This window comes from Pseudomonas sp. Pdm06, assembly GCF_014851795.1.
Classification (GTDB): domain Bacteria; phylum Pseudomonadota; class Gammaproteobacteria; order Pseudomonadales; family Pseudomonadaceae; genus Aquipseudomonas; species Aquipseudomonas fluorescens_AA.
In genome coordinates this window covers 50,347-70,266 of sequence record NZ_JACVAH010000007.1, presented here as the reverse complement: position 1 = coordinate 70,266, position 19,920 = coordinate 50,347, and the positions used below count along the sequence as shown (strand labels likewise).

Annotated in this window: 20 protein-coding genes; 11 read left to right on the top strand and 9 right to left on the bottom strand. The window is 62.8% G+C overall.

Translation table 11 applies throughout. From position 1 onward, the window contains the following. Nucleotides 1-211 precede the first annotated feature (211 nt). The 10 genes from IB266_RS13320 to IB266_RS13275 all read left to right on the top strand — a co-directional run bounded on the left by IB266_RS13320 (nucleotide 212) and on the right by IB266_RS13275 (nucleotide 7,216). Nucleotides 212-1,186: a KpsF/GutQ family sugar-phosphate isomerase gene (locus tag IB266_RS13320; protein WP_192261476.1), complete on the top strand. Its 975-nt coding sequence runs from the start codon at nucleotides 212-214 to the stop codon at nucleotides 1,184-1,186. Next, on the top strand, nucleotides 1,187-1,711 hold the full coding sequence (locus IB266_RS13315; RefSeq protein WP_060739154.1) for a KdsC family phosphatase: 525 nt from the start codon (nucleotides 1,187-1,189) through the stop codon (nucleotides 1,709-1,711). A gap of 7 nt (nucleotides 1,712-1,718) precedes the next feature. Then, a complete protein-coding gene (gene lptC / locus IB266_RS13310; RefSeq protein ID WP_060739155.1) occupies nucleotides 1,719-2,288 on the top strand; it encodes an LPS export ABC transporter periplasmic protein LptC in 570 nt (189 codons plus the stop codon). Further along, a complete protein-coding gene (lptA, locus tag IB266_RS13305) occupies nucleotides 2,275-2,820 on the top strand; it encodes a lipopolysaccharide transport periplasmic protein LptA (RefSeq protein WP_192261475.1) in 546 nt (181 codons plus the stop codon). Before lptC ends, lptA begins: the two co-directional genes overlap by 14 nt. Further along, nucleotides 2,820-3,545 carry an LPS export ABC transporter ATP-binding protein gene (gene lptB / locus IB266_RS13300; protein ID WP_072346987.1) on the top strand — a complete coding sequence of 242 codons (726 nt, stop codon included), beginning with the start codon at nucleotides 2,820-2,822 and terminating at the stop codon, nucleotides 3,543-3,545. The genes lptA and lptB overlap by 1 nt, the downstream gene beginning before the upstream one ends. A 164-nt stretch (nucleotides 3,546-3,709) precedes the next feature. Continuing rightward, nucleotides 3,710-5,203, top strand: a complete 1,494-nt coding sequence (locus tag IB266_RS13295; protein WP_192261474.1) for an RNA polymerase factor sigma-54 — start codon at nucleotides 3,710-3,712, stop codon at nucleotides 5,201-5,203. A 76-nt stretch (nucleotides 5,204-5,279) separates the two neighbouring features. After that, entirely contained in the window at nucleotides 5,280-5,588 is a 309-nt protein-coding gene (hpf, locus tag IB266_RS13290) for a ribosome hibernation-promoting factor, HPF/YfiA family (RefSeq protein WP_003178005.1), read from the top strand. A 12-nt stretch (nucleotides 5,589-5,600) separates the two neighbouring features. Beyond that, nucleotides 5,601-6,065, top strand: coding sequence for a PTS IIA-like nitrogen regulatory protein PtsN (gene ptsN / locus IB266_RS13285; protein ID WP_092171551.1), 465 nt, complete (start codon nucleotides 5,601-5,603; stop codon nucleotides 6,063-6,065). A gap of 2 nt (nucleotides 6,066-6,067) precedes the next feature. Further along, on the top strand, nucleotides 6,068-6,925 hold the full coding sequence (gene rapZ, locus IB266_RS13280; protein ID WP_018613998.1) for an RNase adapter RapZ: 858 nt from the start codon (nucleotides 6,068-6,070) through the stop codon (nucleotides 6,923-6,925). 15 nt (nucleotides 6,926-6,940) lie between these two features. Next, entirely contained in the window at nucleotides 6,941-7,216 is a 276-nt protein-coding gene (locus IB266_RS13275; protein ID WP_060739160.1) for an HPr family phosphocarrier protein, read from the top strand. 204 nt (nucleotides 7,217-7,420) lie between these two features. On the opposite strand, the gene IB266_RS13270 is transcribed toward IB266_RS13275, so the two are convergent. The 6 genes from IB266_RS13270 to pmbA form a co-directional block, all read right to left on the bottom strand. Further along, entirely contained in the window at nucleotides 7,421-8,311 is an 891-nt protein-coding gene (locus IB266_RS13270; protein ID WP_060739161.1) for a ZIP family metal transporter, read from the bottom strand. 19 nt (nucleotides 8,312-8,330) lie between these two features. Next, a complete protein-coding gene (locus IB266_RS13265; protein ID WP_060739162.1) occupies nucleotides 8,331-8,954 on the bottom strand; it encodes a superoxide dismutase in 624 nt (207 codons plus the stop codon). Between the two features lie 2 nt (nucleotides 8,955-8,956). Then, a complete protein-coding gene (locus IB266_RS13260; protein WP_072410865.1) occupies nucleotides 8,957-9,397 on the bottom strand; it encodes a hypothetical protein in 441 nt (146 codons plus the stop codon). Nucleotides 9,398-9,424: 27 nt separating this feature from the next. Further along, nucleotides 9,425-10,801 carry a class II fumarate hydratase gene (locus IB266_RS13255; protein ID WP_192261473.1) on the bottom strand — a complete coding sequence of 459 codons (1,377 nt, stop codon included), beginning with the start codon at nucleotides 10,799-10,801 and terminating at the stop codon, nucleotides 9,425-9,427. After that, nucleotides 10,794-11,189, bottom strand: coding sequence for a FagA protein (locus tag IB266_RS13250; protein ID WP_192261472.1), 396 nt, complete (start codon nucleotides 11,187-11,189; stop codon nucleotides 10,794-10,796). The genes IB266_RS13255 and IB266_RS13250 overlap by 8 nt, the downstream gene beginning before the upstream one ends. Before the next feature lie 280 nt (nucleotides 11,190-11,469). Then, nucleotides 11,470-12,816: a metalloprotease PmbA gene (pmbA, locus tag IB266_RS13245; protein WP_060739165.1), complete on the bottom strand. Its 1,347-nt coding sequence runs from the start codon at nucleotides 12,814-12,816 to the stop codon at nucleotides 11,470-11,472. A 108-nt stretch (nucleotides 12,817-12,924) separates the two neighbouring features. Between pmbA and yjgA the strand changes: the two genes are divergently transcribed. Next, complete coding sequence (gene yjgA / locus IB266_RS13240) at nucleotides 12,925-13,449, top strand: ribosome biogenesis factor YjgA (protein ID WP_003197830.1); 525 nt, start codon at nucleotides 12,925-12,927, stop codon at nucleotides 13,447-13,449. 158 nt (nucleotides 13,450-13,607) lie between these two features. Here yjgA and tldD read toward each other — a convergent pair whose 3' ends face one another. The 3 genes from tldD to IB266_RS13225 all read right to left on the bottom strand — a co-directional run bounded on the left by tldD (nucleotide 13,608) and on the right by IB266_RS13225 (nucleotide 19,885). Beyond that, the gene (tldD, locus tag IB266_RS13235) at nucleotides 13,608-15,050 is read right to left on the bottom strand and encodes a metalloprotease TldD (protein WP_003197828.1); all 1,443 of its coding nucleotides are present in this window, start codon (nucleotides 15,048-15,050) and stop codon (nucleotides 13,608-13,610) included. Between the two features lie 5 nt (nucleotides 15,051-15,055). After that, nucleotides 15,056-15,919: a carbon-nitrogen hydrolase family protein gene (locus IB266_RS13230; RefSeq protein ID WP_192261471.1), complete on the bottom strand. Its 864-nt coding sequence runs from the start codon at nucleotides 15,917-15,919 to the stop codon at nucleotides 15,056-15,058. A 162-nt stretch (nucleotides 15,920-16,081) separates the two neighbouring features. Further along, nucleotides 16,082-19,885 carry a YhdP family protein gene (locus IB266_RS13225; protein ID WP_192261470.1) on the bottom strand — a complete coding sequence of 1,268 codons (3,804 nt, stop codon included), beginning with the start codon at nucleotides 19,883-19,885 and terminating at the stop codon, nucleotides 16,082-16,084. Nucleotides 19,886-19,920 lie beyond the last annotated feature (35 nt).

Genomic DNA, 19,920 nt, shown 5'->3' with positions numbered 1-19,920 from the left:
CGCCGGGCACGCGAACCGGCGGCGAACTATATCACTGCAACAGCCAAGCGCCCAAGGCCAACGCCCCGCCCGTTAAGCCTGGCTTAAGGTAAAAGCCACATTTTATGTCAAACGTTGCGGCCCCTTGAACAAAGCATGACGAACTTACGTGAGGGAATTGTTCATTACCGCTATAATCGCCGCCTTTTCATCGGGCTATACGATTTCAGACATGAGCCAATCCAGCGACCTGATTCAATCGGCACAACGTACCATCCGCCTCGAGCTCGAAGCCGTGCAAGGCTTGCTGCCCCATATCGACGCTGATTTCGTACGCGCCTGCGAGATGATTCTGGCCAGCAAGGGCCGCGTCGTCGTGGTCGGCATGGGCAAGTCCGGGCACATCGGCAACAAGATCGCCGCCACCCTCGCCAGCACCGGCACCACGGCCTTTTTCGTCCATCCGGCCGAAGCCAGCCATGGGGACATGGGCATGATCACCCGGGACGACATCATCCTGGCCCTGTCCAACTCCGGCTCCACCAACGAGATCATCACCCTGCTGCCGCTGATCAAGCGCCTGGGCATCCAGTTGATCAGCGTGACCGGCAACCCCGACTCGCCGCTGGCCAAGGCCGCCGAAGTGAACCTCAATGTGCATGTCGAGCACGAGGCCTGCCCATTGAACCTGGCGCCAACCTCCTCCACCACCGCGGCCCTGGTCATGGGCGACGCCCTGGCCGTGGCGCTGCTGGAAGCCCGGGGCTTCACCGCGGAAGACTTCGCCTTTTCCCATCCCGGTGGCGCCCTCGGCCGTCGCCTGCTGCTGAAAGTCGAAAACGTGATGCACGCCGGCCAGGAACTGCCACAGGTCGTGCGCAGCACGCTGCTCAAGGACGCACTCATGGAGATGACCCGCAAGGGCCTGGGCATGACGGTTATTCTCGAAGCCGACGGCAAGCTCGCCGGGATCTTCACCGACGGCGACCTGCGCCGCACCCTGGACCGCACCATCGACATCCACAGCGCGACCATCGAGCAAGTCATGACCCCCCACGGCAAGACCGCCCGCGCCGAGATGCTCGCCGCCGAGGCCCTGAAAATCATGGAAGACCACAAGATCAGCGCCCTGGTGGTCGTCGATGACGAAGACCGGCCGGTGGGCGCCCTGAACATGCACGATCTGCTGCGTGCGGGAGTCATGTAAATGAACACAGACCTGTTGCAACGTGGCAAAGCCATCAAGCTGGCCGTGTTCGATGTGGACGGCGTGCTGACCGACGGCCGCCTGTACTTCCTCGAAGACGGCAGCGAATTCAAGACCTTCAACACCCTCGACGGCCAAGGCATCAAGATGTTGATGGCCGCCGGCGTACAGACGGCTATCATCAGCGGCCGCAAGACCCCGGTGGTCGAACGGCGTGCGAAGAACCTCGGCATCCCGCACCTTTACCAGGGGCGCGAAGACAAACTGGTGGTGCTGGACGAGCTTCTGGGTCAACTCAACCTAAGCTATGAACAGGTGGCCTACCTCGGTGACGACCTGCCAGACCTGCCGGTGATTCGCCGGGTCGGCCTGGGCATGGCGGTCGCCAACGCGGCCAGCTTCGTGCGCGAGCATGCCCACGGCATCACCACGGCGCGAGGCGGCGAAGGTGCTGCCCGCGAATTCTGTGAACTGATCCTGCGCGCCCAGGGCCGCCTCGAAGCGGCCAACGCCGCGTACCTGTGAGCCATTTATGCTGAGCAAAAAGATTCGCACCATTGTGGTGTTTGCCTGTATCGCAGCGATTTTCGCCGCGGTGGGCTATTGGAACATCAGCCCGGAACGGTTTCTCGACCAGCCTGCGGCCCAGGTCGAGGAACGGATCGACTGGTACGCGACCAACACCCATACCCTGCAGTACCTGCCCGACGGCAAAGTGCAATATGAGATGACGTCCGACAAGGTTGACCACGTAAAGGCCACTGACATTACGCTGGTCACCAAGCCGGACCTGAACATGTTCCGCGGCACCGAATTCCCGTGGCACGTGCAGAGCGAGCACGCCGAAGTCAATTCCGGCGGCACCGAAGTGGAGCTGATCGACTCGGTACGCGTCGCCCGAACCGACGAGAAAAACCGCACGACCATCATCACCAGCACACGCATGACCGTGTTCCCACAGCAAGAATATGCGCAGACCGAGCAACCCGTTAGAATCGACGGCGCCGGGGGTGTATCGACCGGCACGGGAATGAAAGCGTATTTGAAGGAAAGCAGGATACACCTGCTATCGAACGTAAGAGGACAGTATGAAGCTCGCTAAAACCCTCCCTATTTTGCTCAGTCTGGGCGCAGCACTGGGAAGCGCGAGCGCCTGGGCTCTTCCCAACGACCGCGACCAGCCTATCCGCATCCAGGCCGACGACGCCCAACTCGACGACAAGAATGGCGTCGCCACCTATAAAGGTGATGTGATCATCACCCAGGGTTCGATGAAGGTCACCGGCAACACCGTGACCATCACCCGTACCCCGGCCGGCGATATCGATGTAGTGACCTCGGTGGGCAACCTGGCCTATTTCGAGCAGATGCAAACCGCGGGCGACACCAAGCCGGTACAGGGCTACGGGGTCACCATCCAATACCACGCCTCCCAGGATCGCGTGGTCCTGATCGACCGTGCCAAGGTCGTCGACAAGGACAACAACGTCACCCAGGGCGAGAAAATCGTCTACGACACCGTCAAGAAACTGGCCAGCGCCGGCCGTGCCACCGGCAGCAAGGTGACCGAGCAGCGTCCGCGGATCGATATGGTGATCCAGCCTAAAAAGAAAACCGAGCAAAAGGCCCAGTAATGGCAACTCTGAAAGCTCAGCACTTGGCCAAGAGCTACAAGAGCCGGCAAGTCGTGCGTGATGTCAGCCTGTCCATCGACAGCGGCCAGATCGTCGGCCTGCTCGGCCCCAATGGCGCGGGCAAGACCACCTGCTTCTATATGATCGTCGGCCTGGTCCAGGCCGATCAGGGTCGCGTACTGATCGACGACCTGGATGTCAGCCACCAGCCGATGCATGGCCGGGCGAAGGCCGGCATCGGCTATTTGCCGCAAGAAGCGTCGATCTTCCGCAAACTGTCGGTTGCCGACAACATCATGGCGATCCTCGAGACCCGTAAGGAGCTCGACAAGGCCGGCCGTCGCCAGGAGCTGGAAAGCCTGCTGCAGGAATTCCACATCAACCACATTCGCGACAACCTGGGCATGAGCCTGTCGGGTGGCGAACGGCGCCGTGTGGAAATTGCCCGCGCCCTGGCCACCGCACCGAAGTTCATCCTGCTCGACGAACCGTTCGCCGGCGTGGACCCGATCTCGGTGGGCGACATCAAGCAGATCATCCATCACCTCAAGGCCAAGGGCATCGGCGTGCTGATCACCGACCACAACGTGCGCGAGACCCTGGATATCTGCGAAACCGCCTACATTGTCAATGACGGCCAATTGATCGCCGAAGGTGACTCCGCCGCGATCCTGGCCAACGACCTGGTCAAGGAAGTGTACCTGGGCCATGAGTTCCGCCTGTAAGCACACGTGTCTGGCGAATTGCCCGGGCGTCGTTTAATTTTATTATGGCGACGCTCTAGGCAAACACTTCGGTTTCAGGCATATAATTTGCTTAAGTTTGGCGCTCCGGCGCCCTGTAGTGGATGGCGCATGTGCGCCGGCGAATAAGGTGTTAAGCCCCTGCCATGAAACCATCGCTAGTCTTGAGAATGGGCCAGCAGCTGACGATGACACCGCAGCTGCAACAGGCCATCCGCCTGCTCCAATTGTCGACCCTGGACCTGCAACAGGAAATCCAGGAGGCCCTGGAGTCCAATCCGATGCTCGAACGCCAGGAAGAAGGCGACGACTTCGATAACACCGACCCGCTGGCCGACAACGTCGAGCAGAAGACCAATACCGAGATCCCGGAACCGTCCTACCAGGAAACCGCCCCGACGGTGGATAACCTCGAGGATGGCGAATGGAACGAGCGCATCCCCAACGAGCTGCCCGTGGACACGGCCTGGGAAGACGTCTACCAGACCAGCGCCAGCAACCTGCCCAGCAGCGATGACGACGAGTGGGACTTCACCACCCGCACCTCGGCCGGCGAAAGCCTGCAAAGCCACCTGCTGTGGCAACTGAACCTGGCGCCGATGTCCGACACCGATCGCTTGATCGCGGTCACCCTGATCGACTGCATCAACAACCAGGGCTACCTGGACGAGACCCTCGAAGAGATCCTCGAAGCCTTCGACCCCGAACTCGACATCGAGCTGGACGAGATCGAAGCCGTCCTCCATCGCATCCAGCAATTCGAACCGGCCGGCATCGGCGCCCGCAACCTGGGCGAGTGCCTGCTGCTGCAACTGCGCCAGTTGTCTGCCAAGACGCCATGGCTGGCCGAAGCCAAGCGATTGGTCACCGATTACATCGACCTGCTGGGCGGTCGCGACTACAGCCAGTTGATGCGGCGCATGAAGCTCAAGGAAGATGAGCTGCGCCAGGTCATCGAGCTGGTACAGAGCCTCAACCCGCGCCCCGGCTCGCAGATCGAATCCACTGAACCTGAGTACGTGGTCCCCGATGTGATCGTGCGCAAGCACAACGATCGCTGGCTGGTGGAGCTCAACCAGGAGTCGGTGCCCAAGCTGCGGGTCAACGCCCAGTACGCCGGCTTCGTCAAGCGCGCCGACACCAGCGCCGACAACACCTTCATGCGCAACCAGTTGCAGGAGGCCCGCTGGTTCATCAAGAGCCTGCAGAGCCGCAACGAAACCCTGATGAAAGTGGCCACCCAGATCGTCGAGCATCAGCGCGGCTTCCTGGAGTACGGCGATGAGGCGATGAAACCGTTGGTCCTGCATGACATTGCCGAGGCAGTGGGCATGCACGAGTCGACGATTTCCCGGGTGACCACCCAGAAATTCATGCATACCCCCCGGGGCATCTATGAATTGAAATACTTTTTCTCCAGCCATGTCAGTACCTCCGAAGGCGGCGAATGCTCGTCCACGGCCATCCGCGCGATCATCAAAAAACTGGTGGCCGCGGAAAATCAGAAAAAGCCGTTGAGTGACAGCAAGATCGCTGGTTTACTGGAGGCACAAGGCATTCAGGTGGCCCGCCGTACCGTCGCCAAATACCGCGAATCCCTCGGGATCGCGCCTTCGAGCGAACGCAAGCGGTTGATGTAACAGGCCACGCCACAGCGTTCCAGTGGCAGGCATTTCTGCCTGCCGCTTTATGCACTGGCAACGAAGGAGAAGCTGTATGCAAGTCAACATCAGTGGACACCAACTGGAAGTGACCGAACCCCTGCGCACCTACATCGGCGAAAAACTCGACCGGTTGGAGAGGCATTTCGACAAGATCACCAACGTGCAAGTCACGATGAACGTCGAGAAGCTGCTGCAGAAAATCGAAGCCACGCTGCATATCCCCGGCGGAGAAGTGGTCGCCAACGCAGAGCACACAGACATGTATGCCGCGATTGACCTGCTGACCGACAAGCTGGATCGCCAACTCAAAAAGCATAAGGAAAAGACCCAGAGCCTCCTCCAGGGCGCGACCGGTCGTTAACCCCCCCAATCCATGATCCGACTAGAAACCATCCTGACCCCCGGCCGTTCCCTAGTGAACGCGCCGGGCGGCAGTAAAAAGAAAGCCCTCGAACAAACTGCCAACCTGATCCACCGCGAGGTACCGGATCTGGGAATGCAGGACGTCTTCGAGGCGCTGGTTGCCCGTGAAAAACTCGGTTCCACCGGTTTTGGCAACGGCATCGCCATTCCCCATTGCCGCCTCAAGGGTTGTACCGCGCCCATCAGCGCACTGTTGCACCTTGAAGCCCCCATAGATTTCGACGCCATCGACGGCGCCCCGGTCGACCTGCTGTTCGTATTGCTGGTTCCGGAAGCGGCGACCGATGCGCACCTCGAGCTGCTGCGCCAGATCGCCAGCATGCTGGACCGCAAGGAAGTGCGCGAAAAACTGCGCAGCGCGCCGAGTAACGAAGCTCTGTACCAGGTGGTCCTGGACGAGCAGAACGGTCATTAAACATGCGCATGATCATCGTCAGTGGCCGCTCCGGCTCCGGTAAAAGCACGGCCCTCAACGTGCTTGAGGACAGCGGCTACTATTGCATCGACAACCTCCCCGCCGGCCTGCTGCCGGAACTGGCCGAGCGCGCCCTGATCCACACCGAGCTGGCGCAGCCGCTGGTGGCGGTGTCCATCGATGCGCGCAACCTGCCGAGCCACCTGTCGCGCTTTCCCGAACTGCTCGAGGAAGTGCGCAGCCGGCATATTCAATGCGATGTGTTGTACCTGGATGCCGATGAGGAGACGCTGCTCAAGCGTTTTTCCGAAACCCGCCGGCGTCACCCGTTGAGCAACGCCAACCGCTCCCTGGCCGAAGCCATCGAGGATGAAAGCCAGCTGTTGGGGCCGATCGCCGACCTGGCGGACCTGAAGGTCAACACCACGCACCTGAACCTGTATCAGTTGCGCGACACGATCAAGCTGCGCCTGCTGAACCAACCGGAGCCGGGCACGGCGTTCCTGGTGGAGTCGTTCGGCTTCAAGCGTGGCATGCCGGTAGACGCCGACCTGGTGTTCGATGTGCGTTGCCTGCCCAACCCTTATTGGAAACCGGAACTGCGCGAGCAGTCCGGGCTCGATCAGCCGGTGATCGACTACCTGGCCGCACAGCCGGACGTCGAGGAAATGTACCAGGACATCTCCAGCTACCTGCTCAAATGGCTACCCCGCTTTGCCGCGAGCAATCGCGCCTATGTCACGATCGCCATCGGCTGTACCGGCGGTCACCACCGCTCCGTCTACCTGACCGAACGCCTGGGTCAGCTCCTGCAACAATCCCTGAAGAATGTCCAGGTTCGCCACCGCGACCTCAGCTAAAGGATTCACACCGCGATGCCTGCTCAGGAAATTGAAATCATCAACAAGCTGGGTTTGCATGCCCGAGCGTCGGCCAAGTTTGTCGGAGTCGCGGGACAGTTCAAGGACACCACCATCAGGGTCGGCCGCACGCCGGAGTCCACGGTCGACGGCAAAAGCATCATGGCAATGATGATGCTCGCCGCCGGCAAGGGCACCAAGATCCACCTGAGCACTGAAGGGGATCAGGCGCAGGAAGCGATGAATGCCTTGGTAGACCTGATCAACCGATACTTCGACGAAGGCGAATAACGGCCCAAGCCAGGCGAGCTTGTTGGGTTGACAGAGCTGGCTTTTGTGGCGAGGGAGCTTGCTCCCGCTCGACTGCGAAGCAGTCGTAAACCGCCATACGCCGCATCGCCGTGATGAAACAAGGGGCTGCTTCGCAGCCCAACGGGAGCAAGCTCCCTCGCCACAAAAGCCCCTTGCCACAAGCCCACTCCCCGCAGACCTGCATCACGCCAACGCCGTATCCAGCACCATCATCAGGCAAAACCCCACCAACAACCCCAGGCTCGCCAGTTTCTCGTGACCATTGCGGCGGGATTCGGGAATGACCTCATGGGTCACCACCAGCAGCATCGCCCCAGCCGCCAACGCCAGGCCCAGGGGCAAGAGCATCTCGGCCAGGCTCACCAACCAGGCGCACAGCAGCGCGAACACGGGCTCGACCAGCCCTGACGCCGCGCCAATCAGAAACGCCCTGACCCGCGACATGCCCGCCGTGGCCAGCACCAGCGCGATCACCAGCCCTTCAGGGACATCCTGCAAGGCGATGCCCATCGCCAGGCTGTCGGCATCCGGCATGCCGCCGCCCGCCGACACGCCCACCGCCATGCCTTCTGGAATGTTGTGGGCGATGATGGCGAACACGAACAACCAGATCCGCGGCGCGATGATCGGGCGTCCCGGCGCCGCCACCAGCCTTTCGGGGCTGGCCGAGACCTTGCGGTCCACCAGGTACAGCCCGAACGCCCCCGACAGAATGCCAAAGCAGATAAGGCCGCTGGCCGCCCAAGGCGTGAATCCCAACTGCTCGGCCGCGGCAATGCCCGGCACGATCAGCGAAAACGCCGTGGCCGCGAGCATCACCCCGGCCCCGAAGCCCAGCAGCGAATCGCTCACGGCCTGGGGCATGCGCCGGATGACCAGCACCGGCACAGCCCCCAGCGCGGTGCCCAAGGCACAAAGTCCGCCGCCCTGAAGGGCTCGCAGCAACCTGGGCTCCAGGTCCAGCCACGCCAGGCCCTGGGCCGCCAACAACGTCATCCCGGCCAACAGCAGCAATGACCCCAAGGCATAGCGGAACATCCGTCCGCTTCCAATCGCCAGTGTTTGAGTATCCATAATCAGCCTTGGAGGGTGTTCACGAAGGACTCGACGCCAGCGCCGCCTGATAGCGTCGGGCGACTTCAGGCCAATTGATCACGTTGTAGAAGGCGCTGATGTATTCCGGACGACGGTTCTGGTAACGCAGGTAATAGGCATGCTCCCAGACGTCCAGGCCAAGAATCGGCGTGTTGCCATTCATCAGCGGACTGTCCTGGTTGCCGCTGCTTTCCACCACCAGGGTCTTTTGCGGGGTCACGCTCAACCAGGCCCAGCCGCTGCCGAAACGGGTCAGTGCCGCTTTGGTGAACGCTTCCTTGAAACGCTCGATGCCGCCCAGTTGCGCATCGATCGCCGCCGCCAGGGCGCCCTCGGGCAGGCCGCCGCCCTGGGGCGTCATCACCTCCCAGAACAACGAATGATTGGCGTGGCCACCGCCCTGGTTGATCACCGCCGCCTTCAGGCTTGGCGGCAACTGCTCCACGCTGGACACCAGTTTTTCGACGGGCCACCCGGCGTACTCGGTGCCGTCCACCGCCGCGTTGAGGTTATTGATGTAGGTCTGGTGGTGCTTGGTGTAGTGGATCTCCATGGTTTGCGCATCGATGTGCGGTTCCAGGGCGTCGTAGGCGTAGGGCAATGCAGGCAAGGTAAAAGCCATGTTCAATGAACTCCATAATGAAGAGGGGCATTGCGCTGCCGGGGCGTAGCGGCATTGCAATGCAGCAGGCGCTGGGTGCGTGGATACTCACCGTGCTCGCTGATGAAATTCAGCAGTTCGACGTAGGTCTTGTGACTCTGGCGCTGAGCGGCGGCGCGCAGGGCCGGAGCCAGGCGTTCGTCCTGCATCGTCTGCAACAGCCGTTGGTGGATCGCACACAAGTATTCGGCGCTCTCCTCCGGCTGGTTCAGACGCAAGTGCAGGTCCGCCAGGTTGTGATGGGAGACGACGCAAGCAGCGACCGCTTCGTCGGCATCCGCCCAGCGCTCGAACAACACTTGGGCCAGCGCCAGGGCTTGCAGGTAGGCTTCGCGGGCATCCACCAGCTCGCCCAGCATGAAACAGCGATTGGCCCGTTCGATCGTACGTTTCCAGTGTTCCATGGTGAGTCCTCCACACAGGTGTCGGGGTTACACGCCGCCAGCGGTGAGCTTCTCCGGGTCCAGCAGGACTTCGAGTTCGCTGCGAGACAGGTCGGTGTGTTCCAGGGCGACATCGATGACCGGTCGGCCTTGCTGATAAGCCTTCTTGGCGATTTCAGCGGCCTTCTGGTAACCGATGATCGGATTCAGCGCGGTCACCAGGATCGGGTTGCGCGACAACGCTTCCTTGAGCCTGGCTTCGTTGACCTTGAACGTGGCGATGGCCTTGTCCGCGAGCAAGCGGCTGGCGGTGGACATCAGGGCGATGCTGCTCAGCAGGTTCTGGGCGATGATCGGCAACATCACGTTCAATTCGAAGTTGCCCGATTGACCGGCAATGGTGATCACCGTGTCGTTACCGATCACCTGGGCCGCGACCATCGCAGTGGCTTCAGGAATGACCGGGTTGACCTTGCCGGGCATGATCGAGGAGCCCGGCTGCAGGCCTTCGAGTTCGATCTCGCCCAGGCCCGCCAGCGGCCCGGAGTTCATCCAGCGCAGGTCGTTGGCGATTTTCATCAGCGACACGGCCGTGGTCTTGAGCTGTCCGGAAACCGCCACGGCGGTGTCCTGGGAGCCGATCAGCGCGAACAGGTTCTTGCCCGGGGTGAATTGCACCTGGGTCAATTGCGTCAGTTGCTGGCTGAACAACTCGGCGAAGCGCGGATGGGCATTGACCCCAGTGCCGACCGCCGTGCCGCCCTGGGCCAGGGATTGCAGGCTCGGCAGCAGGTCCTGCAAGTGGCCGATATTGGCCTTGAGCTGTTGCGCCCAACCATCGAGCACCTGGCTCAGGCGCACCGGCATGGCGTCCATCAGGTGGGTGCGACCCGTCTTGATGAACGGGTGGACTTCTTCGGCCTTGCGCTCGATCACCTGCACCAGGTGCAACAACGCCGGCAGCAGTTGCTCATGCAAGGCCAGCGCGGCGCTGACATGAATGCTGGTGGGGATGATGTCGTTGCTGCTCTGGCTGCAGTTGACATGGTCGTTCGGGTTGATCGCCTCTCCCAGCAGGCCGCTGGCGAGGGTGGCGATCACTTCGTTCGCGTTCATGTTGGAGCTGGTGCCGGAGCCGGTCTGGAAGATGTCCACCGGAAAATGATCCATGAAACGGCCTTCGAGCAGCCCCAGGGCGGCATCGACGATGGCCTTGCCCTGGGCCGCGCTGATCTGTTCCAGCTCCACGTTGGCCCGGGCGGCCGCAGCCTTGGCCAAGATCAGGGCGCGGATGAACTGCGCCGGCATGCGCTGGCCGCTGACCGGGAAGTTATCCACAGCACGCTGGGTCTGGGCGCCATAGAGGGCGTCCACCGGGACGTGCAGCTCGCCCATGCTGTCGCGTTCGATACGGGTATTACTCATCGGGAGATCCTTGCACCAGTTCAATAAGGGGAATCGATGGCGCCAGGGCGCAGGTCGCCAACGCCCAGGCATGGCTCTGCCAGCGCTTGAGGCGGCAGAGGCACAGTGATTGGCGTTCGAGGTCACGCAGGGGGCGCCAGGCCTGGTCGAGGCAGAGGCTGCGCCAATGCCAGGGCAGCGCGACATCCGACGCGGTGTCGAGCAACAGGCGGAAGGCGGTTTCGGAGATCATCCACGGCGAGGTGGCGGTGCAGCAGGCCAGATAGTGGCCCTCGGCCAGGTAGTGCTCGATCAACCGCGGCTCGTCCGGGTTCATCGCGCAACGGATCTGACGGCTCATCCAGCGCCAGCTTTCAAGGTAGGGTTGTTCGTGCAGGGCAGAACTCATGACCGGGGCTCACTCGGCGAATGAGATTCATTATTAGATGATAATAAGAAGCAACACAACTGTAAGTCGGTACAAAATTCACCGTGGCGAGGGAGCTTGCTCCCGCTGGTCTGCGAAGCAGACCTTGTCTATCAGGGCCTTCACGTCTTTCGCTGCTGTTGATATTTTTGCGGCTGCTGCGCAGCCGAGCGGGAGCAAGCTCCCTCGCCACAGGGGTCTGCGAACATAAAAAAAGGCGCGTCACCCCATGGATGACACGCCTTTTTTCTGCGATTGAGGGTCAGCTACCCGCCACCGTCATCCGCTCGATCAGTACCGAGCCGGTGCGGATGTTGCTGCGCAACTCCAGGTCATTCCCCACGGCCACGATCTGCTTGAACATGTCGCGCATGTTCCCGGCGATGGTGACTTCCTGGACCGGGAACTGGATCTCGCCGTTCTCGACCCAGAAACCCGCCGCGCCACGGGAATAGTCGCCGGTGACCATGTTCAGGCCATGGCCCATCAGTTCCGTCACCAACAGGCCCCGGCCCATGCGCCGCAGCAAGGCGGCCTGGTCTTCTTCGCCATGGGTCACGAACAGGTTATGCACGCCACCGGCATTGGCGGTGCTCGGCATGCCGAGTTTGCGCCCCGAATAGGTGCCGAGGATGTAGGACACCAGCTCGCCCTTTTCCACGAACGGCTTGGCATAGGTGGCCAGGCCATCGCCATCGAACGCGGAGCTGCCCATGGCCTGCATCAGGTGTGGACGCTCGTCGATGGTCATCCATTCCGGGAACAGTTTCTGGCCCAGTGCGCCTTCGAGGAACGACGATTTGCGGTACAGGTTGCCGCCAGACACCGCCGACAGGAAGCTGCCGAACAGACCACCGGCCAGCTCGGCAGAAAACAGCACTGGCACTTCGCAGGTCGGCACCGGCCGTGCACCCAGGCGGCTGGCCGCCCGTTGCGCGGCTTTCTGGCCGATGCTCACCGGGTCCGCCAGCAAGGTGCCCTGGCGGTTGACGTCGTACCAGTAATCACGCTGCATCTGGCCGTTGGCTTCGGCGATCATGACGCAACTGAGGCTGTGGCGGGTCGATGCATAACCGCCGATGAAACCGTGGCTGTTGCCGTAGACGCGGCAGCCCTGGTGGGTATTGAGCGTCGTACCGTCGGCATTCTTGATCCGCGAGTCGGCATCGAACGCCGCCGCTTCGCAACGCAGCGCCTGTTCGATGGCCTGTTCAGGGGTGATGTCCCAGGCGTGAAACAGGTCGAAGTCCCGCAGTTCCTTGCACATCAGCGCGGCATCGGCCAGGCCCGAGGCTTCGTCTTCGGAGGTGTGCTGGGCAATCGCCAGTGCCGCGGCGACGGTTTCGCGAATAGCGTCCGGGCCACTGGCCGACGTGCTGGCCGAGCCTTTGCGCTGGCCCACGTACAAGGTGATGCCAAAGCCCTGGTCGCGATTGAATTCGACGGTTTCCACCTCGCGCTGGCGTACCGACGTCGACAGGCCCTGCTCCAGGGACACCGCCACCTCGCACGCACTGGCGCCTTGTCGCTTGGCCTCGGCGAGGATCTGCTCGACTTGTTCCTGCAGTGCCGGCAATGCTTGCGGGCCGACGCTTTGAACTGCACTCATGGTGTTCTCCACTCAAATTCTGTTTTCGGTGATGGCCATCGAGCGACCGGGCCGGACAAGCGGCCCCCGACTGGTTATCATGGCGGCGTTTCTTTGCGGACTGCCACCATGGTTGATTCTTACGACGACTCCCTCTACGAGGGTGAAAAAAGCAAATCCCAGGTCAAACGCGAGCTGCATGCTCTGGTTGACCTCGGCGAGCGCCTGACAACACTCAAGCCTGACTTGCTGGCCAAATTGCCTTTGACCGACGCCTTGCGTCGGGCCCTGGCCGATGCGCCCAAGCACACCGCGAATATCGCGCGTAAACGGCACCTGCAATTCATCGGCAAACTGATGCGCGATCAGGACACTGACGCCATCCTGGTGCTGCTCGATCAACTCGATGCCTCCACCCGGCAGTACAACGAACGCTTCCACAACCTGGAGCGCTGGCGCGATCGCTTGATCGCAGGCGACGACGGCGTGCTGGAAAAATTCGTCATCGACTACCCGGAAGCCGATCGCCAGCAATTGCGCTCCCTGATCCGTCAGGCCCAGCACGAACTGGCGCAGAACAAGCCACCGGCTTCGAGCCGTAAAATCTTCAAGTACATCCGTGAGCTGGACGAGACTCAACGCGGCTTGCGCTGATCGCTCACTGGCTCACCAAACCCTTATCGGGGTAGCAATTACCGTGGCGAGGGAGCTTGCTCCCACTCGGTTGCGTAGCGACCGCTTTGGGGCTACTGCGTAGCCCAGCGGGAGCAAGCTCCCTCGCCACGGTGATTCACGCAAGCCCCTGAGTATTTTCATGCGCCCGTACCACCCACGGTAATCGCATCGATCTTCAGGGTCGGCTGGCCGACGCCCACCGGTACCGATTGCCCGTCCTTGCCGCACGTGCCCACCCCGCTGTCCAGCGCCAGGTCGTTACCGACCATCGACACCTTGCTCATCGCCTCCGGCCCGTTGCCGATCAGGGTCGCACCCTTGACCGGTGCGGTGATCTTGCCGTCTTCGATCAGGTAGGCCTCGCTGGTGGAGAACACGAACTTGCCGCTGGTGATGTCCACTTGGCCGCCGCCGAGGTTGGCGCAATAGATGCCTTTTTTCACCGAGGCGATGATTTCCGCCGGGTCGCTTTGGCCACCCAACATGTAGGTGTTGGTCATGCGCGGCATCGGCAGGTGCGCATAGGACTCACGACGGCCGTTGCCGGTGCGGGCCACGCCCATCAACCGGGCGTTGAGCTTGTCCTGCATGTACCCCTTGAGCACCCCGTTTTCGATCAACGTGGTGCATTCAGTTGGCGTACCTTCATCGTCGACGCTCAGGGAGCCACGGCGTCCGGCCAGGGTGCCGTCATCGACAATGGTGCAGAGTTTCGAAGCGACCATTTCCCCCATGCGCCCGCTGTAGGCCGAACTGCCCTTGCGGTTGAAATCGCCTTCCAGGCCGTGGCCCACCGCTTCGTGCAGCAGCACCCCGGACCAGCCGGAGCCGAGCACCACCGGCAATGTGCCGGCCGGCGCCGGGATGGCTTCCAGGTTGACCAGAGCCTGGCGCAGCGCCTCACGGGCGTAACCCATGGCGCGGTCTTCACTGAGGAAATAACGGTAATCGGTGCGCCCGCCACCGCCATGGCCGCCGCGCTCACGGCGACCGTTCTGTTCGACGATCACGCTGACGTTGAAGCGCACCAGCGGTCGCACGTCCGCCGCCAGGCCGCCGTCGGTGGAAGCCACCAGGATCCGCTCCCAGACCCCGGCCATGCTGACCGACACCTGCTGGATGCGCGGGTCGAGGGCGCGGGTGGCGACGTCGATGCGCTTGAGCAATTCGACTTTCTCGGCGCGGCTCATGACTTCCAGCGGGTTGTCCGGAGCATAGAGCTGCGCCACGTCCTGGCTGCTGAACGCCTGGACCGTGCCATTCTGCCCGGCGCGGGAGATCGAGCGGGCCGCACGGGCCGCAGCGCCGAGGGCTTCGAGGGTGATGGCGTTGCTGTAGGCAAAACCAGTCTTTTCCCCGGACTGGGCGCGCACGCCCACACCCTGGTCGAGGTTGAAACTGCCTTCCTTGACGATGCCGTCTTCCAGCGACCAGGACTCGGAAATCTGGCCTTGGAAATACAGGTCGGCGGCATCGATGCCCGGGCCTGCCAGATCGCCCAGCACGCCTTGCAGGCTTTCAAGCGTCACGCCGCCAGGGGCTAAAAGGTGTTCACTGACTGAGGATAACAACCCGCTCATATGTTTTACGCCTTGAATTCGTCGTCTTGGACAGGCCGCTGTCGAGCGCCCTGCGAGAAAAAGCGCCGATGGCTGGCCACCGGCATGCGCGCCCGGATGGACGCTTGTTCGCTGCTGTCGCGCTCGGCCACCAGCACGGCCTCGCCTTGATCCTGTTGTGCCAGCACTCGGCCCCACGGGTCGACAATCGCGGCATGGCCAAAGGTTTCCCTAGGCCCCGGATGCACGCCACCCTGGGCGGCCGCCAGCACGTAGCACTGGGTCTCGATGGCCCGGGCGCGGATCAGCACCTCCCAATGGGCCGCGCCGGTCACCGCGGTAAACGCCGACGGTGCCGTGATCAACTCGGCCCCGGCCGCCCGCAGCTCGCTGTAGAGCTCCGGGAACCGCAAGTCATAACAAACCGTCAGGCCCACCCGGCCGACGGGGGTATCGGCAACCACCACGTTGGCACCATAAGCATAGTCATCCGACTCGCGATAGCGCCCGCGATTGTCCGCCACATCCACATCGAACAGGTGCAGCTTGTCGTAGCGCGCCACGATCTGGCCCTGGTCGTCGACCAGCAACGAACAGGCATGGGACCTGGCCTCGGGCTGGTCCACCGGCGGCAACGGCAGCGTGCCGGCCACAATCCATAACTTGAGGTCACGGGCGACCTGTTTCAACCACGGCAGGATCGGTCCCTGACCAAAGGCTTCGGCACGGCCGATATCGGCAATGTCCCGTCGCCCCATCGCCGCGAAATTCTCCGGCAGCACCGCCAGCCTCGCGCCGCCGGCGGCCGCCTGCTCCAGCAGCACCCGGGCACGGGCCAGGTTGGCGAGCACGTCGCTTTGGCTGACCATTTGAATCACGGCGACTGGCATGGTGTTTCCCTCTTTTCTATCCTCGCCCAAGGCGGCTGTGGGAGCAAAGCTTGCTCGCGATGAGGCAGGTACATCCAACATATAGGCTGGCTGATACACCGCAATCGCGAGCAAGCTTTGCTCCCACAGGCCTGCTCCCACAAGGGAGTTGGCGTCGAGCTGTCAAAACGGCTTGTCGAAGGTGATCTTCGGCTCTTTCCACGGCCCCTTGACGTCGTATCTTACGCTGGCAAAACGCGCCACGCGGTCGCCGATCAGTTTGTCGATCAGAAACAGCGCCCCGCCCACCGCCGGTGCACCGACGATCAGCGCGGCGATCGGCAGATTGTTGGTCACCGGCAACGTCACCAGCAGCTTGGCGTCGACGCGGTCGGCCACCATGTCCAGCGTGCCATTGAGCTCCAGGTTGCTCGACGGCCCGGTCAGGGTAATGGGCTCGCGGGTCACGTACACCCCGTCGCTCGCCACCAGCAGCCCCTTGACCCGGTCGTAACTCAAGCCCTTGCCGAACAGGTCGGAGAAGTCCAGGCGCAAACGTCGGCCGATGGAGTTGAAGTTCAGCAGGCCAAATACCCGCAACGCCTGGGCACTGCCTTCGACTTCGACGAACTGACCCTTGGTCAACGACGCATCGAGGCTGCCGGAGAAGCGTTTGGTGGCGACCCACGCCGGCGAACCGGGCCAACGACCATCGACATCCAGGCGGAAGGCCTGGCTGGTCACGCTCGGTGCGAACCCCCAGCCCTTGAGCACATCGCCCAGGTTCTTGCCGCCGATCCGTCCCTTGTACCAACTGCTGGTGGCGCCAGGCTTACCTTCCCAGCCACCGCCGCCGTTCAACACCATGCCCTTGAGGCCCATGTCCAGATTGTTCAGCGCGATGCCTTTGGCGGTCGGTCGCACTTGCAACGACCACGCGCCGATGAGGTCAGGGCCCTGGAACAATTGGGCGATGGCGATATCCATCGCCGGGATCTTGCCGGGATCGACCGACGCCAACGGGTCCGGCGCGTTTTCATCTGCCTGGACCGTCGGGTCTGGGGCCGGCAGGCGAACGTAGTCAAGCTTGATGCCAATCGGTGCGGCCTTGGCGTCCGGCAGGTTGACGTTGCCCTTGGCCTGCTGGCTGTCGAGCCGCAAGGCCCAGGCGTCCGGCTTGCGATCCAGTTGCACCGACGCCTGGTCCAGGGTGGTGCCCATGGCCGTGAGCTTGCCGACGGTCAGATCGACGCTGCTGAGCAGTTGCTTGGCACTGCCGCCCGGATCCTGGCCGGCGTACTTGTTCACCAGGTCCTGCCAGGGACTTACGTCCAGTTCCGACAATGTGCCGCGCAGTCGCAGCCCCTTGGCGCCAGGCAGCACCGCATCGCCGGCGCCCAGCAGCAACTCGCCGCGACCGTCGGCGACTTTCCCGCTTGGCGCGGCGTAAGTGAAGCTGGCCAGGTCACCATAATCGACCCAATAACGCCGTTCCGGCCCCTGCAGGGTCATGCGAAACACCGTGTCGCGCCCGACATCGGCGGCCATGCCGAAGGGGGCCGGCAGGTCGACGGCCACGCCCTTGAGGCTGGAGCTGACCGACAGCTGGCTGTCGGCGCCGTCGAGGATCACTTGCAACTGGTAGGGCACGACGCCCGATACCGGCAACGGTTGGGTGACGTTCAGCCAACTGGTGAGCTTCTTGATCTCCACCTGCCCGGACGCGGCGACCCGCGTGTTGAGCGCACCGGCACGGCCCTCGGCGAAAATCTGCGCGGTCACGGGCCGGTCGAATGCCCGGGCGCTGATGCCCTTGCCGCTCAGGCCCTTGTTGCTGTCGAAGCGGAAATCGCCCTTGAGCTGGGTCAGTTCCAACGCCGGCTCGCTGAGCTTGAGACGAGCCTGGTCGGTGGCGAAGTCCACCAGGATCTTCGGTTGCTCGCCTTTGACCAGCGGGATATCCAGCTTCACGCTGCCTTTCAGGTCGCCCTCGCCTTCCCAGCCGGCGAACGTCTCGGCGGTGCCGATCGGTGCACTCTGGAGGATTTTCAAACCGTCGCCCAGCCCACCGGCGAACCCGCCGTCCAGCAGCAGATGAGAGCTCTGGCCAGTCGGTACATGGGGAATGTTCACCGAAACATCCTTGACCTGGGTATCGAGCAATTGCCCCTGGCTGGCATAGATGCGCACGCCGCTGTCTTCGACGAAGACATCGCCGCTGACCTTGCTGACCGAAGGCCAGCCCGGCTGGAACGCCAGCTCGGCGTCATGCACCTTGAAAAACAGGCTGATGCTGCGCGCCGCGTCCACGGCACCGTGATTGAGCGAGCCTTGATACTGGAAAAAGCCTTCGTCCACCGCGCCCTTGACGATGGCCGTGCGCAGCCACTCATCCAACGCCGGACTGAGGACCGCCGGCAGGTACTTGGCGGTGTAGCGCCCGTCACCGTCCACCAGGCCGACCCGCAGGTCCATGTAGTCTTCCTGGCTGTGGTCCAAATGCAGGCGAATCAGGAAGTCGCCGGCAATCCGGCCCTCCTCGCCCAGCACCTTCAGGTACGGCGCGATCAGGGTGAAGCTTTGCTTGTCGAGCTTCCAGGTCAGCCGGGCGTTGGCCTGCAAGTACTGCCAGGGCTTGGCGAAGATCGGGTCCAGGTGCAGGGAAAAGTCCTTGCTGTCCATGCGCAGTTCGCCGCCGCCCAGGTCACCGCTCAGGCTCCCGGAGACGTTGCGCGCCGCCGGAGCGCCGCGATAGGCATCAAAGCCGACGGTGTCCAGGTTGGTGGCGAAGCTGACTTTCTGGTCACCGGTGTTCTGCGGCCGGTAGTCCAGCAGCACGTTGCGCAGGCCACCGGTCACCTTGAGCCGGTCAATCGTCGTGGCCAGGCCTTCGGGCAACGGCGCCAGGGCATTGAGCAACGGCGTGAGCGGGGTCAGGTCGAGGCGGTCGGCCTGCAGGTGCCAACGCTCCTCGGCCTGCTCGGTGGCGGCGGTTTGCTGCAGTTGCAGGTGCGATTCCCAGCGGGTCTCGCCCAGGTTCATCGCCAGGGAATCGAAGGTCGCGGTGAACCCTTGGCTACCGCGCTGGAAATAAGCGTTGAGGGCCAGGTTGTGGATCTGTACCGGCTTGCGTTCGCCGTAGGCACCCTGGAGCTGCGGCGCGTTCAGGCGCATGGCCGCGCTTTGCACCGTGCCCTCGCCCCAACTGAGCCAGAGCTCACCGCCGGCCTGGATCCGGGAGAAATTCCATTGCTGGGTCAGGCGTTTCGGCAGCCATTTGGACCAGTCGCTTTGCGGCAGGCTCAAATAGGCGTCGGCCTGGCCGTTCTTCCAGTCGCTGGCGCGCAGGCGGGTGCGCAGGTTGATCGCCACCGGCTGCCCGTCAGGCAAGGTCAGGCGTGCGTCCAGGCGCTGGCGGGTGGCGCCGGTACGCAGGCTCAAGCCGACGTAGGTCAGGGTCAGCGGCGGTTGCTCGACGGGTTGCAAGGTCACCTGACTATCGAGCACCGAGAACTTGGAGACCACTTGCATGCGTTCGAGCAGTTGCTGCGGATCGAGGGGCTGCTCGTCCTTCACCGGCAGGCCTTCCAAAGCCCACTTGCCGTCGGCGCCCTCCTTGAGGCTGATCTTCAGGCCACTGACTTCCAGGTGGGCGATGCGCACCTGACGCGCCAACAGGCTGCCCCACAGGTCAGGCACGGCCCGCACCTGATCCAGGTGCAAGGCGTTGGGGCCCTCGCCGACCATCACATCGCGCGCCGCCAGGATCGGCGCCAAAGCGTCCCAACTGCCGTCCAGGCTACCGATGTGCACGGGCATGCCCAAGGCGGCACCCGCGCGGGTCTCGACCTCGGCGCGGTATTCGGCCACCAGCGGGACCAGCTCGCGACCGAGGCTGACGTACAACGCCAGCAACACCAGCAACAGGGCGCAAAGCCCCAGCCCCCAACGGGTCAGCGTCGCGATCAAGCGTGTCAGACGCTCCATGTCAGTGGGCTCCCCTGGCAAAGACAATCAAATCC